This window comes from Puribacter membranae (assembly GCF_055380425.1).
The window spans coordinates 230215-248093 of the sequence record NZ_AP040167.1 but is presented as its reverse complement, the minus strand read 5'-3'; the positions used below and the strand labels follow the sequence as shown (position 1 = coordinate 248093).

Below are 17879 nucleotides of genomic sequence, written 5' to 3'. Positions count from 1 at the left end.
GCCTCAGCTTCCCGTTTTTTCACTGCATCACCGCGCACTCTTAAATCTGCGCCCCAAAATTCGGATCGCGTCGATCGGCATTGCGCAAAGCCAAATCCTCTGCCGACAACTCGAGGTCTTTGCGCGACACACCGAACCACATCGCCAAAGCCGCCGCTACAAACACGGAGGAATAAACGCCAAACACAATACCGATGGTCAGCGCCAATGCAAAATAATGCAGCGTCGGACCACCGAAAATCAGCATGGATAACACCATCATCTCGGTCGAGCCGTGGGTAATAACGGTACGGCTCATGGTCGAGGTAATGGCATGGTTCATCACCTGCGCCACGCTCATCCCTCGCGTGCGGTTATCGCGGAACACCTCGCGAATTCGGTCAAAAATCACCACCGATTCATTCACCGAATAGCCGAGAATCGCCAACACTGCTGCAAGCACCGAGAGCGAGAACTCCCATTGGAAAAACGCGAAAAAGCCGAGGATAATCACCACGTCATGCAAGTTCGCCAAAATCCCTGCAACCGCAAATTTCCACTCAAAGCGGAATGACAGATAAATCACAATGCCCACACAGACGAATAGCAGCGCCATCAAGCCGCTGGTCGCCAACTCCTGACCAATTTGCGGCCCGACGAACTCATTGCGCTCCAACTTCACGTCCGGTGACGCTGCCTGCAATGCGCCCATAACCTGCTTGGTCTGCTCTTCGCTGGTCACATCCTTTTTCAGCGGCACGCGAATCATCACTTTTTCCGGCGCGCCAAAATTCTGCACCTGTGCGTCTTTGTAGCCAATACTACCCAAACTGTTGCGAATACTGTCCAAGTCTGCGGGTTGGCTGTATCGGGTTTCCACTGACGTCCCACCGGTAAACTCGATGGAAAAATGCAAACCTCTGGTGAATAAGAAAAACACCGCCAAAATAAAAGTCAATATTGAAACCGCATTGAAAACCAAGGCGTATTTCATGAAATTGACGTCTTTTTTAAATCTAAAAAATTCCATAACTGTCTTTCAAAACCTGATTTTCAATAAATTATTTGCCAGTCTTGGCTGCGTCGGAATTCGGACGCCAAATCTGACCAATCGAAAGCGACTGGAGGCGCTGATGTCGGCCATACCACAGATTCGACAAACCGCGCGCGAAAAACACCGCCGAGAACATCGAGGTCGCAATCCCCAAACAGTGCACAATCGCAAAGCCGCGAATCGGACCGGTACCGAAAATCAACAAAGCGACACCGGCAATTAATGTCGTGACATTCGAGTCCAAAATCGTCGCGAACGCACGCTCATAACCCAGATGCATCGCCATCGCGGGTGGCTGGCCTTTGCGCAGCTCTTCACGAATCCGCTCGTTAATCAACACGTTCGAGTCAATCGCCATACCGAGCGTGAGCGCGACCGCCGCAATCCCCGGCAAGGTCATGGTGACGCCAATGGTCGCTAAAATGCCAACCAGCAACAGCAGGTTCACACCCAAAGCCAACACCGAAAATATCCCGAATACGTGGTAGTAAATCAGCATGAAGATGGACACGGCAGCGAAACCGTAAGCCAATGATTTCAAACCTTTTTGAATGTTTTCCTCACCCAAAGACGGCCCCACCGTGCTTTCCTGCGTGATGGTCATCGGCGCGGCCAATGCGCCCGAGCGCAACAGCAAGGCCAAATCTTCTGCCTCTTGCAAAGTGCGTGCGCCGGTGATTTGGAAGGCATCGCCAAACTCACTTTGGATGGTCGCCAGTGAAATCACTTCACCTTTGGTTTTGCCATCGGGTTGTTGCTCATACATCACAATGCCCATGCGTTTACCCACGTTGTCATGGGTGGTTTGACGCATGATTTTGCCGCTTTCGGCATTCAGATTGACACTGACGTGAACGCCACCATTTTGACCGTCCAACTGCCCGCGCGCTTGCGTAAACGCGTCACCGGTAATCACCACTTGCTTTTTCAACAAGGCTTTTTGACCCGGCTGTCCTTCGCTGCTGGCCATATCAAATTCAACGCCATTGAGCGGGTTGGTGGTTTCTTCCATACGCACTTCCAACGTCGCGGTACGGCCAATCAGACTTTTCGCACGCGCCGGATCACTTTCACCCGGCAACTCGACCACGATACGATCAAAGCCTTGCTGTTGCACCACCGGCTCGGACGCACCCATCGCGTTCACGCGGTTGTGCAGAATTTCAATATTTTGTTTGATCGCCTGATTTTTCACCTGATTAACGGCCTGCTCGGTCAGACCCACTGACAAGCTGTTACCATTGGCGGCAATCACGTAATCGGTCGCGTTCTGTTCGCTCAAAATCGCCGCGCGCGCTTGCTCTACCGCTGCGGGGCTGTCAAAGTTCATGACCAGTTGTTCGCCGTTTTTCTCGGCACTTTGCAGCGCAATCTTTTTGTCTTTGAGCAAGTTGTTAAAACCGTTTTGCATCGCGTCCAGTTTTTTCTGCACCGCGTCGGACATTTTCACTTCGAGTAAGAAATGTACACCGCCGCGCAAGTCCAAACCGAGCGATACCGGTTTCGCACCAATCGCCGTCATCCAGTCCGGTGCTGCGGAAACGGTGCTGTACGCCAGTGTGTACGAGGGTGAATTCGGATCGGTGTTCAGCGCAGCGTTGATCGCTTCTTTCGCCTTTGCCTGTGTTTCCTGACCGTTCACACGCACCTTGACCGTACCCAAACCCTGGGCGGTTTTTTCAAAATACAAGCCGGTGTACGGAATATTTTGTGCTTTGAGCACCTGCTCCACTTTGTCTTTGACGTCGGCTTCTACTTTAACGGTCGCCTTCGCGCCGGAGACTTGTACCGCCTGCGTGGTACCGAAGAAGGTCGGTATGGTATAGAGCAAGCCCAGTACCAACGCCAACACGATGATTATGTTTTTCCACAAGGGATAACGGTTCATACCACCACCATTCTATTTTTATTAAAAATCAATGACTGCGCCAAAGTCCTTGCGTGCTTGGTTCAGACGGAGGACACATTTACCGCCAAACAAAGCGAAATCACGCACATCAAATGAAGTGCGTGATTGGCTATGGGAATATTCAATAATGCGGCTTTGATTACAGTTTCAATGTACCGGTCGGTAAAATTGAGTGAACTGCATTGCGCTGAAACACCACTTCAACCGATTGGCCATTCACACGCGATACTTCCAAAGTCACAAAATTATCATCCAAGCTGACGATTTTGCCTACAACGCCACCGCCTGTGGTCACTTCATCACCTTTTTTCAAGGCAGCGAGCATGGCACGCAATTCTTTTTGACGCTTCATTTGCGGACGAATCATCATAAAGTAGAAAATGGCAAAAATAATGATTAACGGCAAGAAAGACATCAAACCACCGGTCGGATCTGCTGCGCCGGCTGCTTGTGCGTGTGCATCTGAAATCAAAAACATGGAACTCTCCTCTATATCACTTAATTGGTTGCGCTAAAAAAGCCGGAGCATTATACCAGTTCTGCCGGTTTTAGCGCATAGTTACGCACGAATGGCGTCATTAACCACCTTAGTCAACGCCGCGCGCACGGTTTGCATGAAACTGGTGCACCACCTCGTCGAATTGCTCATTGTCCAAGCCATCACGCAACTCCTGCATCAATTGCAAGTAATAATGCAGATTGTGGATGGTATTGAGCTGTGCGCCGAGCATTTCGCCCATTTTGTGCAGATGGTGCAAATACGAACGTGAGAAATTGCGACAGGTGTAGCAATCGCAACTCTCATCCAGCGGTTTCAGATCGTTTTTATAACGTGCATTTTTGATCTTAATGTCGCCAAAGCGTGTAAACAGCCAGCCATTGCGCGCATTACGCGTCGGCATCACACAGTCAAACATATCAATGCCCTGTGACACGCCGAATACCAAATCCTCCGGCGTACCCACACCCATCAGATAACGCGGTTTCTCCGTCGGTAATTGATGCCCGATGAATTCCAGCACGCGGTAAAACTCCTCTTTCGGCTCACCGACCGACAGCCCGCCGATCGCCATGCCGTGAAACGGCATTTCCGCCAAATTCGCCAACGATTCCGTACGCAGATGCTCGTGCATACCACCTTGAACAATGCCAAACAGCGCATTCGGATTCTCCAGACGGGTAAACTCATCCAGCGAACGTTTTGCCCAGCGCAGAGACAACTCCATCGATTCGCGCGCGGTTTTTACATCCGCCGGATACGGCGTGCATTCGTCAAACTGCATCACGATGTCCGAATTGAGTACGGTTTGAATCTGCATCGAGCCTTCGGGCGTCAAAAACAACTTGTCGCCATTCACCGGCGAGCTGAACGTCACGCCCTCCTCGGTGATTTTGCGCAAATCGCCCAAGCTGAACACCTGAAAACCGCCCGAATCGGTCAAAATCGGCTTATCCCAATTCATAAACTGATGCAAACCACCGTGCACCTTCATCACATCCATGCCCGGACGCAACCACAGGTGAAAAGTATTGCCCAAAATAATCTGTGCATTGATTTCGCGCAGCATATCGGGTGTCATGCCCTTGACCGCGCCATAAGTGCCAACCGGCATAAAAATCGGCGTTTGCACCACGCCGTGATTGAGCGTCATCGTCCCGCGACGCGCTTTTCCAGAAGTTTTGTGTAATTTAAATTCAAGCATATTCGTTAATCGTTATGGGTTGTTCTATCGAGCCACATCGCATCGCCGTAGCTGAAAAAGCGGTATTTCTGCGCAATCGCGTGATTGTACACATCCCGCATGGTTTGTACACCTGCAAAAGCCGACACCAGCATCAGCAGGGTCGATTGTGGCAGGTGAAAATTGGTAATCAATACGTCCACCACGCCAAAGCGATATGGCGGGCGAATGAACAGCCGCGTTTGTCCCGTCGCCGCCTGCATTTGCCAATCCGCTTGATGTGCGGAATTTTGCTGCGCATACGCCGATTCCAACGCACGCAAACTGGTGGTACCGACCGAAATCACGCGTCGCCCTTGCGCACGCGCCTGATTGATCGCATCCGCAGTCGCCTGTGGAATCTCGTACCATTCTTCGTGCATGACGTGTTCGCTCAGGTTTTGCGTTGACACCGGCAAAAACGTGCCTGCGCCGACATGCAGCGTGACATAAGCCAATTGCACGCCTTTTGCCTGTACCGCAGCCAACAGCGCCTCGTCAAAGTGCAGCCCCGCGGTCGGCGCGGCCACCGCGCCATCGCGCTGCGCAAATACGGTTTGATAGCGCTGCGCATCAAAGTCGTCCGCCGCGTGATCAATATATGGCGGCAGCGGTAAATGCCCGTATTGCTCGAGCATCGGCAAAATTGGCTGGTCGCTGCGCAAATGGTAAAAACGCCCCTCTTTGGACAACACCGTGAGTTCAAAATCGTCGGAGATGCGAATCGTCGTTGCGGCAGGTGGTGCTTTGGAGGCGCGAATCTGCGCGACGCATTCGTGCGTGCCGCTGACACGCTCAATCATCACTTCGACCTTACCGCCGGTGGCTTTTTGCCCGAATAACCGCGCTTTGATCACTTTGGTGTTATTCAATACCAAAATATCACCGGACTGGAACTGCGCCAACACATCGGCAAAATATGCATCGCGCAGATGTTCGCCGACAAGCAGCAAACGGCTGGCGGTGCGTTCACTCGCAGGCATCTGCGCGATCAACTCCGGCGGCAATGCGTAGTCAAAATGCATTAAATTTAAATCATCTGCGCAGTGAATGGATTCCGGTAAAGGCGTGCTGAAAAAATCGTTCATAGAAAAAATGCACTAAAGATAAACGCGCATTTTACCGTATTTTATCCGCACGCTATTTGGTAAATCCGTTTCATATACCATCAAACTTCAGTAGAATACTTATTTATGTATTTAAAATGAATTAAGCTTTTATCCCAAACCCATCACACAGCAATCATCCTATGACCCTCTCTAAAGATACCTCTTCCCAGCAACAAGCACAATCTACTGACAAACCATTAAATGGCTGGCGCTTAAAACTGTACAACATTATTTTTGAGGCTGAAACACCGGCTGGCCGACGCTTTGATTTGGCCTTATTGGTACTGATTTTACTGAGCGTCGCAGTGGTTTTTGCCGATAGTGTTCAAGAATTGCGTGACCAATATGGCAATCAGTTCAAGCTGTTGGAGTGGGCCTTCACGCTGATTTTTACGGTTGAATACATTATTCGCCTGCTGTGCGTGCGCCACCCGCTGCGTTACGCCACCAGCTTTTTTGGCATCGTTGATTTCTTATCCATCTTACCGACTTATTTGGCACTGATCTTCCCTGAGCTGCATTCATTGATTGATGTACGTTTGTTGCGCCTGCTGCGGATATTCCGAATCTTGGGGCTGAGCGCGTACTCGCATGAGTATTATTCCCTCATTTATGCCATTCGTGCCAGCGCGCGCAAAATCACTATTTTTATCTCATTCGTACTCATTGTGGCGGTGATTATGGGTACGGTCATGTATTTGGTCGAAAGCCCGCATAATGATAAATATCCCAACATTCCCACCGCTATTTACTGGGCGATCACGACCATGACCACCGTGGGCTATGGCGATGTCACACCCTCAACCGGACTCGGACGACTGATTGCGACCCTGATGATGTTGATGGGTTGGGGAACATTGGCTGTACCTACCGGCATCGTTACCGTCGAGATGAGTAATGCGCGCGGCAAAAAGCTCGAAATCACCACCCGCACTTGCGCAAACTGTATGACTGAAGGCCATCTACCCGACGCGAATTATTGTATGCACTGCGGTGAAGCGCTCGCAAAAAATGGTTCATAATTAAAACGGACGCATTTGATTCATTCTCTGTACAAATTTACTTTGTACCATTTCCGTATCGCTTAACCACAGCGCTGATAGTTATTTGCTATAAGGATAATCAACAAATACAATTTTACTATACACAACAAGCGGCATAAACTCGAGTCATAGTTTCTCTTGCACGAGAGGCTAATTCGCTAACCATCCCAAGGAGAACCTGTATGAGTCAAGATCAAAAGAAATGCCCTGTCACACACCTGACCACTGATTTCGGCGCCCCCGTCGTGGACAATCAAAACAGCATGACAGCCGGCCCACGCGGCCCCTTGCTGGCGCAAGATGTGTGGCTCAACGAAAAGCTCGCCAACTTTGTGCGCGAAGTTATTCCTGAGCGGCGCATGCACGCCAAAGGTTCCGGCGCGTTCGGTACCTTCACCGTCACCCACGACATCACCCAATACACCCGTGCGAAAATCTTTAGCCAAATTGGCAAGAAAACCGAGATGTTTGCCCGTTTCACCACCGTGGCCGGTGAACGCGGTGCGGCCGATGCCGAGCGCGACATCCGCGGCTTTGCCTTGAAGTTCTACACCGAAGAAGGCAACTGGGACATGGTCGGCAACAACACACCGGTGTTCTTTTTGCGCGACCCGCGCAAGTTTCCGGATTTGAACAAAGCCGTCAAACGCGACCCACGCACCAATTTACGCAGCGCCAAATACAACTGGGATTTCTGGACATTGTTGCCTGAAGCCTTGCACCAAGTGACGATTGTGATGTCCGACCGTGGCATTCCGAAAAGCTATCGCCACATGCACGGTTTTGGCTCGCATACGTACAGCTTCATCAATGCGGCCAATGAGCGTTTCTGGGTGAAATTCCATTTCCGTACCCAACAAGGCATTGAAAACCTGAGCGATGCCGAAGCCGAAGCCGTGGTCGGCAAAGACCGTGAAAGCAATCAGCGCGATTTGTACGATGCGATTGAGCGCGGCGATTTCCCGAAATGGACCATGTATGTGCAAATCATGCCCGAAGCCGATGCGGAAAAAGTACCGTACCACCCGTTCGACCTGACCAAAGTCTGGCCGAAAGGTGATTATCCGCTGATTGAAGTGGGCGAATTCGAGCTGAACCGCAATCCGGAAAACTTCTTCCTCGACGTCGAACAATCCGCCTTTGCGCCAAGCAATTTGGTACCCGGCATCAGCGTCTCGCCCGACCGCATGTTGCAAGCGCGCCTGTTCAACTACGCCGATGCGCAACGCTACCGTTTGGGCGTGAACTATCAGCAGATTCCGGTCAACAAAGCGCGTTGCCCGGTGCACAGCAATCATCGCGACGGGCAAGGCCGCGTGGATGCGAACTACGGCAGCACATTGCACTACGAGCCCAACAGCTTTGGCCAATGGCAAGAGCAGCCCGAGTTCAAAGAACCACCGTTGAAAATCACCGGCGATGCGGATTTCTGGAATTACCGCGAAGACGATAACGACTATTTCAGCCAACCGCGTGCTTTGTTCCGCTTGATGACGCCCGAACAACAACAAGTGCTGTTCGACAACACCGCCCGCGCCATGGGCGATGCGCCGGACTTCATCAAACAACGCCACATCGACAACTGCACCAAATGTGATCCTGCCTATGGTGCCGGCGTGAAAAAAGCTTTGGGGCTATAATAGCCACCAATCATCGAGTGAGTCTCTATACTCAATAAGCAAACGGCTTGAATGATTCATCGATTCAAGCCGTTTTTACAACACTTTGCGACAAACTGAAAAAGGAGCACATTATGGGTTGGATCTGGACAATTTTGATTGGCTTTTTGGTCGGCGTATTGGCAAAATTTTTGCACCCGGGCAAAGACAATCTGGGCTTCATCATGACCACCCTATTGGGCATCGGCGGCTCCGTGCTTGCCGGCGCGCTTGGTCAATCACTGGGCTGGTACCGCCCGGGACAAGGCGCGGGCTTCCTCGCCTCCGTGGTCGTGGCATTTCTGTTGCTGTGGATCTACGGTAAAGTACGTAGCAAAGCGTAATACTTGGCTCAAAAAAGCACAGAGTCTCATTCGAGGCTCTGTGTTCTCTTTATCCGCCCTGTGGCCAACTCCACAGATTCGCTTGCATTTATCCGAAAATTCACGGATAATTAAGGGCTTTTTTAAATCGACGTGTGATTAAATCCATTGTTGTTTTACGAAATAGCATTCATTATCGTTAAACGACCGTTTAATTGGCTGTCATTGAACTTAAAGGAAAACCCCATGAAACCGAATATCCATCCAGAATACCGCGAAGTGGTCTTCCACGACATCTCTTGCGATTTTAAATTCATCTCTCGCACCACTGCACACGCACGTGAAACCATTGAATTCGAAGGCAAAGAATATCCTTTGATCAAATTGGAGGTTTCTTCTGAGTCTCACCCGTTCTACACCGGTACTCAGAAAATCGTCGATACCGCAGGCCGCGTTGAGAAATTCCGTAACAAATACGGTTCGCGCAGCACGGGTAAAACCGGTGCGTAATCAAGCGATTGACCCGTACAAAAAGGTGGCGCAAGCCGCCTTTTTTACATCAACCGCTGATGATGTTGTTTTGCCCTCCTTGCATCCCTGTATACTTGCTTTCTAAGCACACGCTCAAAATTTACAATAAACTTGATGCAACGGGGCGTAGTTCGTTAAAATTCTATTAGTTTTTCGACTGACCGATGGTTTGTGCCAGATAATGATCACAACAATCGATAACAACTCATTTCCGCCCAACACGACACCCAAACGGCACAACCACACATGAAGTCAGCTTCCCCTTCCAATCCGCTTCGCCTCAACCGACAAGACACCACACGCCTGCCGCATCGGTATTTGGTTCTGTTGGCCATTGCCTATATATTGCCCGGCCTCATTTGGCGGGGATTGTGGCGTCAAGAGGCGGAGAGCTTCGGCATCATGCTGACCATGGCGCAAGGCGCCATGAGCGATTGGCTGTTTCCGAACGTGATTGGCGCCTATGTGCCGGACAATGGTCCTTTGCCGTATTGGATCGGTGCATTGTTCATCAAATTATTCAGCCCGTTGTTGCAACCGTTCAGCGCGGCACAACTGGCCATCGCCTGCCAAGATGCGCTGGCCATGTATTTTTTATGGCAAGCAGTTTATCGTTTGGGCAAACGCGATGAGGTGCAACCGCAGCCGTTGACCTTTGGTGGGCAGCCGTTGGCCCACGAATATGGCCGTATGCTGGCGGACTCCGCGGTATTGCTGTTCATTGCGACCTACGGTATTGCCGCACATACCCATGATACGAGCAACGGTGCGACGCAATTGATGGTCAGTATGTTGTGGTTGTTCGGTGCGAGTTTGACCTTGGAACGACCACAGTTGGGACGCTGGCTGTGGGCTTTGGGTTTGGCCGGTTTGGGCTTGAGTGTACCGTTTGCCTTGTTTGTCTCTTTCATTTTAATTACCTTAAGTGTGCTGTTTTTTACGCATTGGCGCGACCATAGCCTGCACACCGCGCCGATTGTACTGTTGATCGGCATTGCGCTGCCGCTGATCTGGCTGATGAATATTCAGCACAACGCCGATTTTTTCCAAGGTTGGCTCGACGGCCAGCATTTCGCCCCTATTTCCAAAGAAAACACCCGCTTTTTCGCCCGCAATATTTTGGTATTTGCTTGGCCTCTGTGGCCATTAGCTTTGGTTTGTCTATGGCGCTGGCGTGCGCAGTGGGACACACCGATGATGATTTTGGGCATTTTGCTGCTGCTCGCGCCAACGGCGCACATTCTAATCACCGGACAACGTTTCATCACCAGCCTATTGATGTTCACGCCGGGCTTTTTGATTTTGGCGCCATTTGGTTTGGCCACCCTCAATCGTGGACGCGCGAACATCATTGACTGGTTCTCTTTGGCAACATTTACCGTTTTGGCCGCAGCCATTTGGATGGCATGGGAAGCCTCTTGGCTTGGTTATCCAAAGAGTATTTATCACAACATCAATAAGCTGGCCCCCGGATTTGAGCCGATATTCCGATGGTTACCATTCATTTTCGCCTGCTTGGTCAGCTTTGCCTGGGCATTCTTGTTGAGCTGGCGCATTCGCTTTGAGCCGCGCGCGTTGTGGAAATCGGTGGCTTTATCCTCGGGCGGCTTGGTCATGGTCTGGGTATTACTCGCAACCCTTGCCATGCCGTGGCTGGATTACACCCGCAGTTACGAACGTGTGGGCAGAAGTCTGGCGCAAAAACTGCCCACCCAAACCACTTGTGTTCACGCCTATCAATTGAGCAATGCAGCGCGCGGCGCGATGTATTACTACGCCAAGGTGCCGTTTTTGCCTGAACAATCGGCGTTTTCACAGGTACAATGTCCCTATATTTTGACCACCAACGAAGCGTTGAATCTGCCGGTCAATCAGGTCGTGGAGGATACGTCCATCGAATTTAAAGAACGCCGTTGGCGCGCCGCTTGGACAGGTGAGCGCGTGAGCGAGCGCAACAGCACATTGGTTCTACTTCGCCAAGATTGATGCCCGAATAAATAGATTCAATAGAGACATAAAACCATGCCTCCCGCCCCGGATGAAAGCCTCGTCTAACAGGCACACATGGTGTAGAATAAGCTTTGCTTTACGCTGCTTTGCGTGGTTTTATTTGCTCAACTATTGATATCATCTATGCTCAGTCATTTCATCTTTTTCTCCCGCTGGATACAACTCCCCCTATATTTGGGCTTGATCGTTGCTCAATTCGTCTACGTTTATAAATTTTTAAAAGAACTCTTTCATTTAGTCCACGGCACTGCCTTCGGCCTGCTGGATGAAACCGACATCATGCTGATGGTACTCGGCTTGGTAGATATTGTCATGATTGCCAATTTACTCATCATGATCATCATCGGCGGCTACGATATTTTCGTCTCACGCATCAACGTGGACAACCACCCCGACCAACCGGAATGGCTCAACCACGTCAACGCAGGCGTATTGAAAGTCAAATTATCCATGGCCATCATCAGCATTTCCTCGATTCACCTGCTCACCTCGTTCATGGACATGGGCAAAATCAGCGATCGAGACTTAATTGCACAAGCCAGCCTTCACGTTGTATTTCTAATCTCTGCTTTAATTATGGCCTGGGTTGATAAACTCAGCGCACAAACATATCACCCTCATCATTAACCCTTGGAGAGCAATATGACCACCATACGTAAAGAAGATTTCATCAGTTCGATTGCCGACGCATTCCAATACATTTCCTACTACCATCCCGAAGACTACATCCGCGCGCTGAGCAAAGCCTACGAGCGTGAAGCCAATCCAGCGGCAAAAGACGCCATTGCACAAATCTTGACCAATAGCCGCATGAGTGCCGAGGGTCATCGCCCGATTTGCCAAGACACCGGCATCGGCGTGGTTTTCCTGAAAATCGGTATGGGCGTGAAATGGGACACCGACATCACCATTCAGGAAATGGTCAACGAAGGCGTGCGTCGCGCCTACACCAATCCGGACAACCTGTTGCGCGCCTCCGTTTTACGCGACCCTGCGGGCAAACGCCAAAACACCAAAGACAACACCCCTGCCGTGGTGCACATCGAAATGGTGGCCGGTGACGCGGTAGAAGTCATTGTCGCAGCCAAAGGCGGCGGCTCCGAAAACAAATCCAAAATGGCGATGCTCAACCCATCCGACTCCATCGTTGACTGGGTACTCAAAACCGTACCGACCATGGGCGCAGGCTGGTGCCCGCCGGGCATTCTCGGCATTGGTATCGGCGGCACACCGGAAAAAGCCATGTTGCTCGCCAAAGAATCCATCATGGCACCGGTAGACATGCACGAATTGATTGAACGCGGCCCATCCAACCGCATTGAAGAATTGCGTATCGAGCTGTACGAAAAGGTCAACGCACTCGGCATTGGCGCACAAGGTCTCGGCGGTCTGACGACCGTCCTTGACGTTAAAATCATGGACTACCCAACCCACGCCGCTTCACTGCCAGTCGGTATGGTACCGAACTGCGCCGCCACCCGTCACGTGCATTTCCACCTGCATGGCGACGGCCCTGCCATCCTCACCCCACCATCCATGGATGTCTGGCCGCAAGTAAGTTGGACGGCAGACACCGAGAAAAGCCAACGGGTTGATCTAAACACCCTCACACCGGAACAAGTCGCCGCATGGAAACCGGGTCAAACCCTGCTGCTCAATGGCAAAATGCTCACCGGTCGCGACGCTGCGCACAAACGCATCGCCGACATGCTCGCCAAAGGCGAAAAACTGCCGGTCGATTTCACCAACCGCGCCATTTACTACGTCGGCCCGGTTGATCCGGTGCGTGACGAAGTCGTCGGCCCAGCCGGTCCAACCACCGCCACCCGCATGGACAAATTCACCGACATGATGCTGTCACAAACTGGCCTGATCACCATGATTGGTAAATCTGAGCGCGGCCCTGCTGCCATCGAAGCGATCAAAAAGCACAAAGCCGCCTATCTGATGGCCGTCGGCGGCGCCGCCTACCTCGTCTCGAAAGCAATCAAAGCCGCGAAAGTCCTGGCCTTTGAAGACCTCGGCATGGAAGCGATCTACGAATTTGATGTGGTCGATATGCCGGTCACGGTAGCGGTAGACTCGAACGGCGTTTCGGTGCACGAAACCGGACCGAAAGAGTGGAAAGTGAAAATTGAAGAGATGAATAAACAAGCTTAATTATCAGCCATCGTTTCAATGACCATCGCGCAGAGCATGTTTACTCTGCGCGATTTTTTATGAAAAATCTACCACTATAAATACAATGCATCACAACCAACGCACTGGAATTCGCATCGATTCCTTTTCAATTCTGCAGACTTGATGCAAGGTTAAATCAGTATTTCAGCACCCCATCACAATACATCAAACCAATCAAACCCTTCATCTTGGCAAGCGACAGTATAGTGAACTCCATGCGGGCGAAGTAGCTCATCCAACATTTGCGCGACCAAGTCGGGCGAATTGGTCTCGCGCGAGAGGTGCGCGGCGTGCACCGAGCGCAGTTCCGAATGTATCAGTTGTGATAACAGTTGATATGCATCGCGATTATCAAGGTGCCCATACGCGCCGACGATGCGCTGTTTGAGTGACGGCGGGTATTTGGTCGAAGCCGCCATTTTCTGCGCGTCGTAGTTAAATTCGAGCACCAGCGCATGGCAGCCTTGCAACACATCGGTCAACATCGGCGATACATGACCGACATCGGTCAATATACCCAGCCGTCGTCCATGCGCTGAGAACACGAATTGCAGTGGTTCGCGCGCATCGTGCGGTACGGTATACGGCAGAATGTTTATCGAGCCAATCGTCAGCGCCCGTTGATGCGCACAGAATTGCACCGGCAATTGCGCGCAGGAACGCGTGTTGTGATTAAGCACACTGATGTAAGTACCGCGCGACATGTACAAATCGCAGCCGTATCGACGCACAAAACGCGCCGCACCACCGATGTGATCTTCGTGTTCGTGGGTAATGAGCAGCGCATCAATATCTGCGCCGCTGAGATTCAGGCGTGCCAAGCGTTTTTCTGCATCTCGCACCGAGAATCCACAGTCCAACAAAAGGCGCGTTGTCTGACCTTCACAACGCGCCTCGATGACTGTGGCATTTCCCGAGCTGCCGCTACCCAGACTGGCGTAGCGTAGGTAGGAATCCGACATATTACTGCAAGCTATTTTTCAAATTTTTCAATACGCGAGCCAAACCTTGATCGCTGTACGGTTGACCGTTTTTATCAGCAAAGCTCACTTGCGTTTGATTGGCCGAAATCGATGTGAAACGCACTTGGTAGGTTTCTTTCAGTTTGCCAAACGATTTTTTGAACAGACCACGATCATCCGGATTCGGCGTGACATAGTACACACGCTGCGATAAGTTGCGATCCGTAATCGACAAACCAGCACGATCCAAGCTCAAACCCACGCGACGCCAAGTGTTTTCCATCGAGTCATTGACCACCAATTGTTCGCCACGAATTTCGGCACCTTTGAGTTTGTTGGCGGCATTTTGCATAGCGGCATCGGCAGCTTTTTTATCCGTACCCAATGACACCATCAAACGGCGCAACATTTCGGCTTCCAACTCAGGATCGGCTGGACGTGGCTGCCACGTGGTGGAATCTTTATTGGTAGAAGTGTAGACCTCTTCCATACCGCGATGACTGATGTAAACCTCAGTGCCATTACTGGTTTTTTCCACGCGGGTGCGGAACATATCGCGCATGCCGGTGTCGTATACGGAATCCAAGGCTTTACCAATCAATTTGCGCAAACCGGTCTGTGGCAGATTGGCGCGGTTTTCAGCCCAGTCGGTTTCCATGATACCGGTGCTTGGCTGGTTGGTTTTCAAGGTAAAGCCGTTGTCTTCCCAGAACGTTTGCAATGCCGGCCAGACTTGCTCCGCTGGGCGCTTGATCACCAACCAACGGGTATCGCCCGCACGCTCAATGCTCATGTCTTTGCTCTCAAGCAAAACCGGCACACCGGCGACGGGTACATTTTGACCCGAGGCCACCGTTTTGTAGCTGACCACGCCACTCAGATCATACTGCGAATTTTTTGAATAATCGGTCAAGCCCGGCGGCACTTCCAAAGGCGAGCCTTTGACCGTGCTGCGATAATCGATTTTTTCCTGACTGGTGGTGGTACAGGCTGATAAAGCCACGCCCAACGCCGCCAATGTCATGGCCCCCTTCACTGTCTTGGTGAATTTTTGAATCGTCATGTAAGATCCTCTGTTATAACACGCGTATATCGAAAATACTCTGGTTAACACTTTTTAAGCGACGCATAAATCTGTCGCCCGTTTACAAACACCCGAGACTATAGGTGAAAAACTTAAATTAATTGTGCAGATTTTAAAGCCGCACGAATCACCGCCTGATTGCCCTCAGATAAAACAGTCAATGGCGAACGAATGCCCAAACCGATCTTACCCATTTCCGCCAACGCCCATTTCACAGGAATCGGATTGGCCTCGACAAACAGCAATTTATTCAAATCGCACAGCACCGCATTCAAACGACGCACTTCGGCCACATCATGATTGAGCGCAGCGACACACAAATCATGCATCATTTTCGGCGCAATATTGGCTGTAACTGAAATATTGCCGTGCGCACCCATCAAAATCAATGCCGCCGCAGTCGAGTCATCGCCACTGTACACCGCAAAATCCTTCGGCACCTGTTTGAGCAATTGAATGCCGCGCCCAATGTCACCGGTCGCGTCTTTCACGCCGATAATGTTATCCACTTGTGCCAAACGCACAATCGTCTCATTGGCCAAATCAGCAACTGTACGTCCCGGAACATTATAAAGCACGACCGGACAATCGGATGACTCGGCAATCGCTTTAAAGTGCTGATACAAGCCCTCTTGCGTCGGCTTATTGTAATAAGGAACCACTTGCAAAGTAGCATTCGCACCCACCGAGTGCGCATAACGCGTTAATTTAATTGCCTCATGGGTTGAGTTACCGCCCGCACCGGCAATCACCGGAATACGCCCCGCCGCGTGCTCGACCGCCACCTTCATCAATTCGCAATGCTCGTCAACAGACACCGTTGGCGATTCGCCACTGGTACCGACGGCGACAATCGCATCCGTTCCCTGCTCAACATGCCAGTCAATCAAGGCACGATACGCGTCAAAATCAATTGAACCATCTTCCAACATCGGGGTGACCAGCGCCACCAAGCTTCCTGTGATCATTTTTGATCCTACCTAAAACATCATGAACAGCGGTTCAAGCAAACCGCACTTATTTTTATCCAAATGAACTAAAAACATCGCTGCGTCATATTGCGCCATTGTGTCAATGAAACATTCCTCGTAACACAGCCCAAACAACGCAAGAACGCGAGCAAACAGCGTAAAAACATGGACGCATTTTAACTGCATTGCAGCAATAAAGCCACTCAAGCACACCGATTTTTTCAAAAAACCCGCAAAAAATAATCAAATAATTAAGAAAATTTAAAAAAATACTTGCCAAGTGAATAAAAAGTTTGCTATAGTTTCGGTTCTCAGCGGCCGTAGCTCAGCTGGATAGAGTACTTGGCTACGAACCAAGGGGTCGTGGGTTCGATTCCTGCCGGCCGCGCCATTATTTTATGATTTTGTTTTTACGGAACAAAACATTTTTTGAAAAAGAGTGATTATGCCTTTAATTCGTGTAAAAGAGAACGAACCATTTGAAGTTGCGATGCGTCGCTTCAAACGTGCGATCGAAAAAACCGGTTTATTGACCGAATTGCGTGCACGTGAATTTTACGAAAAGCCAACTACCGAGCGCAAACGCAAACACGCTGCCGCATGTAAACGTCATTACAAGCGCATCCGCAGCCAAATGTTGCCAAAGAAAATGTACTAATTAACCTGTGGGTTGAAAAGCCCTCTCGTTTACAGTACGCAAAATACAAACCCCGCTCCACCGAGCGGGTTTTTTGCTTTGCGCGCAAAACATGTATGACGCGCCACAACACATAAAGCACATTCATCGGATGCTGGCATTGGATGCGTTATAATTCATCATCAAAATATTTTTCTCCACACAGTGAATCATCAACACGCATGATTCCTGTATACAACCATCATCTTCCCAGAGGTTAATATGACTTTAAAAGAAACCATCCAAGCGGACGTAATCGCGGCCATGAAAGCGCGCGAAATGGACAAACTGGGCACACTGCGCCTGCTCTCTGCCGCCATCAAACAACGCGAAGTGGACACGCAAAGCACGCTGGATGACGCTGCCGTAATCGCCGTGATTGAAAAAGCATGCAAACAGCGCCGCGAATCCATCAGCCAATACCAGCAAGCCAATCGTCCTGATTTGGTACAAACCGAACAATTTGAGCTGGACATCATCAGCGCATACCTGCCGGCACAAATGTCTGATGAAGAGATCGCCTCCGCTGTTTCCGCTGCGATTGCACAAACCGAAGCCAAAGGCATGCAGGACATGGGTAAAGTAATGGGTGTGCTCAAAGGCCAATTGGCCGGTAAAGCCGACATGGGCAAAGTTTCCGCCCTGATTAAAGCACAATTATCCTAATT

17 protein-coding genes and 1 tRNA gene are annotated in these 17879 nt (G+C 50.6%); 10 read left to right on the top strand and 8 right to left on the bottom strand.

Annotated elements, in window-relative coordinates; all coding sequences use genetic code 11:
* Positions 1-40: 40 nt before the first annotated feature.
* The 5 genes from secF to queA all read right to left on the bottom strand — a co-directional run bounded on the left by secF (position 41) and on the right by queA (position 5751).
* Positions 41-1009 (bottom strand): protein translocase subunit SecF, encoded by a 969-nt coding sequence (gene secF, locus ACZ41M_RS01150; RefSeq protein ID WP_464730682.1) that lies wholly within the window; start codon positions 1007-1009, stop codon positions 41-43.
* 31 nt (positions 1010-1040) lie between these two features.
* Complete coding sequence (gene secD, locus ACZ41M_RS01145) at positions 1041-2921, bottom strand: protein translocase subunit SecD (protein ID WP_464730683.1); 1881 nt, start codon at positions 2919-2921, stop codon at positions 1041-1043.
* 160 nt (positions 2922-3081) lie between these two features.
* Complete coding sequence (yajC, locus tag ACZ41M_RS01140; RefSeq protein WP_464730684.1) at positions 3082-3420, bottom strand: preprotein translocase subunit YajC; 339 nt, start codon at positions 3418-3420, stop codon at positions 3082-3084.
* A 109-nt stretch (positions 3421-3529) separates the two neighbouring features.
* On the bottom strand, positions 3530-4645 hold the full coding sequence (gene tgt / locus ACZ41M_RS01135) for a tRNA guanosine(34) transglycosylase Tgt (RefSeq protein ID WP_464730685.1): 1116 nt from the start codon (positions 4643-4645) through the stop codon (positions 3530-3532).
* 5 nt (positions 4646-4650) lie between these two features.
* Entirely contained in the window at positions 4651-5751 is a 1101-nt protein-coding gene (gene queA, locus ACZ41M_RS01130; protein WP_464730686.1) for a tRNA preQ1(34) S-adenosylmethionine ribosyltransferase-isomerase QueA, read from the bottom strand.
* A 161-nt stretch (positions 5752-5912) separates the two neighbouring features.
* Here queA and ACZ41M_RS01125 point away from each other — a divergent pair, with 161 nt between their 5' ends.
* The 7 genes from ACZ41M_RS01125 to ACZ41M_RS01095 all read left to right on the top strand — a co-directional run bounded on the left by ACZ41M_RS01125 (position 5913) and on the right by ACZ41M_RS01095 (position 13497).
* Positions 5913-6794 (top strand): ion transporter, encoded by an 882-nt coding sequence (locus ACZ41M_RS01125; protein ID WP_464730687.1) that lies wholly within the window; start codon positions 5913-5915, stop codon positions 6792-6794.
* A gap of 203 nt (positions 6795-6997) precedes the next feature.
* Positions 6998-8455: a catalase gene (locus ACZ41M_RS01120; protein WP_464730688.1), complete on the top strand. Its 1458-nt coding sequence runs from the start codon at positions 6998-7000 to the stop codon at positions 8453-8455.
* 113 nt (positions 8456-8568) lie between these two features.
* Positions 8569-8817 carry a GlsB/YeaQ/YmgE family stress response membrane protein gene (locus tag ACZ41M_RS01115; RefSeq protein ID WP_464730689.1) on the top strand — a complete coding sequence of 83 codons (249 nt, stop codon included), beginning with the start codon at positions 8569-8571 and terminating at the stop codon, positions 8815-8817.
* Positions 8818-9042: 225 nt separating this feature from the next.
* Positions 9043-9306 carry a type B 50S ribosomal protein L31 gene (locus tag ACZ41M_RS01110; RefSeq protein WP_464730690.1) on the top strand — a complete coding sequence of 88 codons (264 nt, stop codon included), beginning with the start codon at positions 9043-9045 and terminating at the stop codon, positions 9304-9306.
* Between the two features lie 267 nt (positions 9307-9573).
* Complete coding sequence (locus ACZ41M_RS01105) at positions 9574-11313, top strand: ArnT family glycosyltransferase (protein ID WP_464730691.1); 1740 nt, start codon at positions 9574-9576, stop codon at positions 11311-11313.
* A 147-nt stretch (positions 11314-11460) separates the two neighbouring features.
* Positions 11461-11964 (top strand): TIGR00645 family protein, encoded by a 504-nt coding sequence (locus tag ACZ41M_RS01100; protein WP_464730692.1) that lies wholly within the window; start codon positions 11461-11463, stop codon positions 11962-11964.
* A gap of 15 nt (positions 11965-11979) precedes the next feature.
* The gene (locus ACZ41M_RS01095; protein WP_464730693.1) at positions 11980-13497 is read left to right on the top strand and encodes a fumarate hydratase; all 1518 of its coding nucleotides are present in this window, start codon (positions 11980-11982) and stop codon (positions 13495-13497) included.
* A gap of 176 nt (positions 13498-13673) precedes the next feature.
* Here ACZ41M_RS01095 and ACZ41M_RS01090 read toward each other — a convergent pair whose 3' ends face one another.
* The 3 genes from ACZ41M_RS01090 to dapA form a co-directional block, all read right to left on the bottom strand.
* Entirely contained in the window at positions 13674-14480 is an 807-nt protein-coding gene (locus ACZ41M_RS01090; protein ID WP_464730694.1) for an MBL fold metallo-hydrolase, read from the bottom strand.
* A 1-nt stretch (position 14481) separates the two neighbouring features.
* Positions 14482-15543 carry an outer membrane protein assembly factor BamC gene (gene bamC, locus ACZ41M_RS01085; RefSeq protein ID WP_464730695.1) on the bottom strand — a complete coding sequence of 354 codons (1062 nt, stop codon included), beginning with the start codon at positions 15541-15543 and terminating at the stop codon, positions 14482-14484.
* A 113-nt stretch (positions 15544-15656) separates the two neighbouring features.
* On the bottom strand, positions 15657-16532 hold the full coding sequence (dapA, locus tag ACZ41M_RS01080) for a 4-hydroxy-tetrahydrodipicolinate synthase (RefSeq protein WP_464730696.1): 876 nt from the start codon (positions 16530-16532) through the stop codon (positions 15657-15659).
* Between the two features lie 317 nt (positions 16533-16849).
* Between dapA and ACZ41M_RS01075 the strand changes: the two genes are divergently transcribed.
* From ACZ41M_RS01075 to ACZ41M_RS01065, 3 genes are all read left to right on the top strand, one after another.
* Positions 16850-16926: transfer RNA gene (locus ACZ41M_RS01075), tRNA-Arg, on the top strand.
* Positions 16927-16980: 54 nt separating this feature from the next.
* Positions 16981-17193 carry a 30S ribosomal protein S21 gene (gene rpsU, locus ACZ41M_RS01070; RefSeq protein WP_464730697.1) on the top strand — a complete coding sequence of 71 codons (213 nt, stop codon included), beginning with the start codon at positions 16981-16983 and terminating at the stop codon, positions 17191-17193.
* Positions 17194-17433: 240 nt separating this feature from the next.
* Complete coding sequence (locus ACZ41M_RS01065) at positions 17434-17877, top strand: GatB/YqeY domain-containing protein (protein ID WP_464730698.1); 444 nt, start codon at positions 17434-17436, stop codon at positions 17875-17877.
* Positions 17878-17879: the final 2 nt, after the last annotated feature.

Bases quoted from the DNA above. Each gene is read 5' to 3' on its own strand.
- secF (WP_464730682.1), bottom strand. From the start codon at position 1,009: ATGGAATTTTTTAGATTTAAAAAAGACGTCAATTTCATGAAATACGCC.
- secD (WP_464730683.1), bottom strand. From the start codon at position 2,921: ATGAACCGTTATCCCTTGTGGAAAAACATAATCATCGTGTTGGCGTTG.
- yajC (WP_464730684.1), bottom strand. From the start codon at position 3,420: ATGTTTTTGATTTCAGATGCACACGCACAAGCAGCCGGCGCAGCAGAT.
- tgt (WP_464730685.1), bottom strand. From the start codon at position 4,645: ATGCTTGAATTTAAATTACACAAAACTTCTGGAAAAGCGCGTCGCGGG.
- queA (WP_464730686.1), bottom strand. From the start codon at position 5,751: ATGAACGATTTTTTCAGCACGCCTTTACCGGAATCCATTCACTGCGCA.
- ACZ41M_RS01125 (WP_464730687.1), top strand. From the start codon at position 5,913: ATGACCCTCTCTAAAGATACCTCTTCCCAGCAACAAGCACAATCTACT.
- ACZ41M_RS01120 (WP_464730688.1), top strand. From the start codon at position 6,998: ATGAGTCAAGATCAAAAGAAATGCCCTGTCACACACCTGACCACTGAT.
- ACZ41M_RS01115 (WP_464730689.1), top strand. From the start codon at position 8,569: ATGGGTTGGATCTGGACAATTTTGATTGGCTTTTTGGTCGGCGTATTG.
- ACZ41M_RS01110 (WP_464730690.1), top strand. From the start codon at position 9,043: ATGAAACCGAATATCCATCCAGAATACCGCGAAGTGGTCTTCCACGAC.
- ACZ41M_RS01105 (WP_464730691.1), top strand. From the start codon at position 9,574: ATGAAGTCAGCTTCCCCTTCCAATCCGCTTCGCCTCAACCGACAAGAC.
- ACZ41M_RS01100 (WP_464730692.1), top strand. From the start codon at position 11,461: ATGCTCAGTCATTTCATCTTTTTCTCCCGCTGGATACAACTCCCCCTA.
- ACZ41M_RS01095 (WP_464730693.1), top strand. From the start codon at position 11,980: ATGACCACCATACGTAAAGAAGATTTCATCAGTTCGATTGCCGACGCA.
- ACZ41M_RS01090 (WP_464730694.1), bottom strand. From the start codon at position 14,480: ATGTCGGATTCCTACCTACGCTACGCCAGTCTGGGTAGCGGCAGCTCG.
- bamC (WP_464730695.1), bottom strand. From the start codon at position 15,543: ATGACGATTCAAAAATTCACCAAGACAGTGAAGGGGGCCATGACATTG.
- dapA (WP_464730696.1), bottom strand. From the start codon at position 16,532: ATGATCACAGGAAGCTTGGTGGCGCTGGTCACCCCGATGTTGGAAGAT.
- rpsU (WP_464730697.1), top strand. From the start codon at position 16,981: ATGCCTTTAATTCGTGTAAAAGAGAACGAACCATTTGAAGTTGCGATG.
- ACZ41M_RS01065 (WP_464730698.1), top strand. From the start codon at position 17,434: ATGACTTTAAAAGAAACCATCCAAGCGGACGTAATCGCGGCCATGAAA.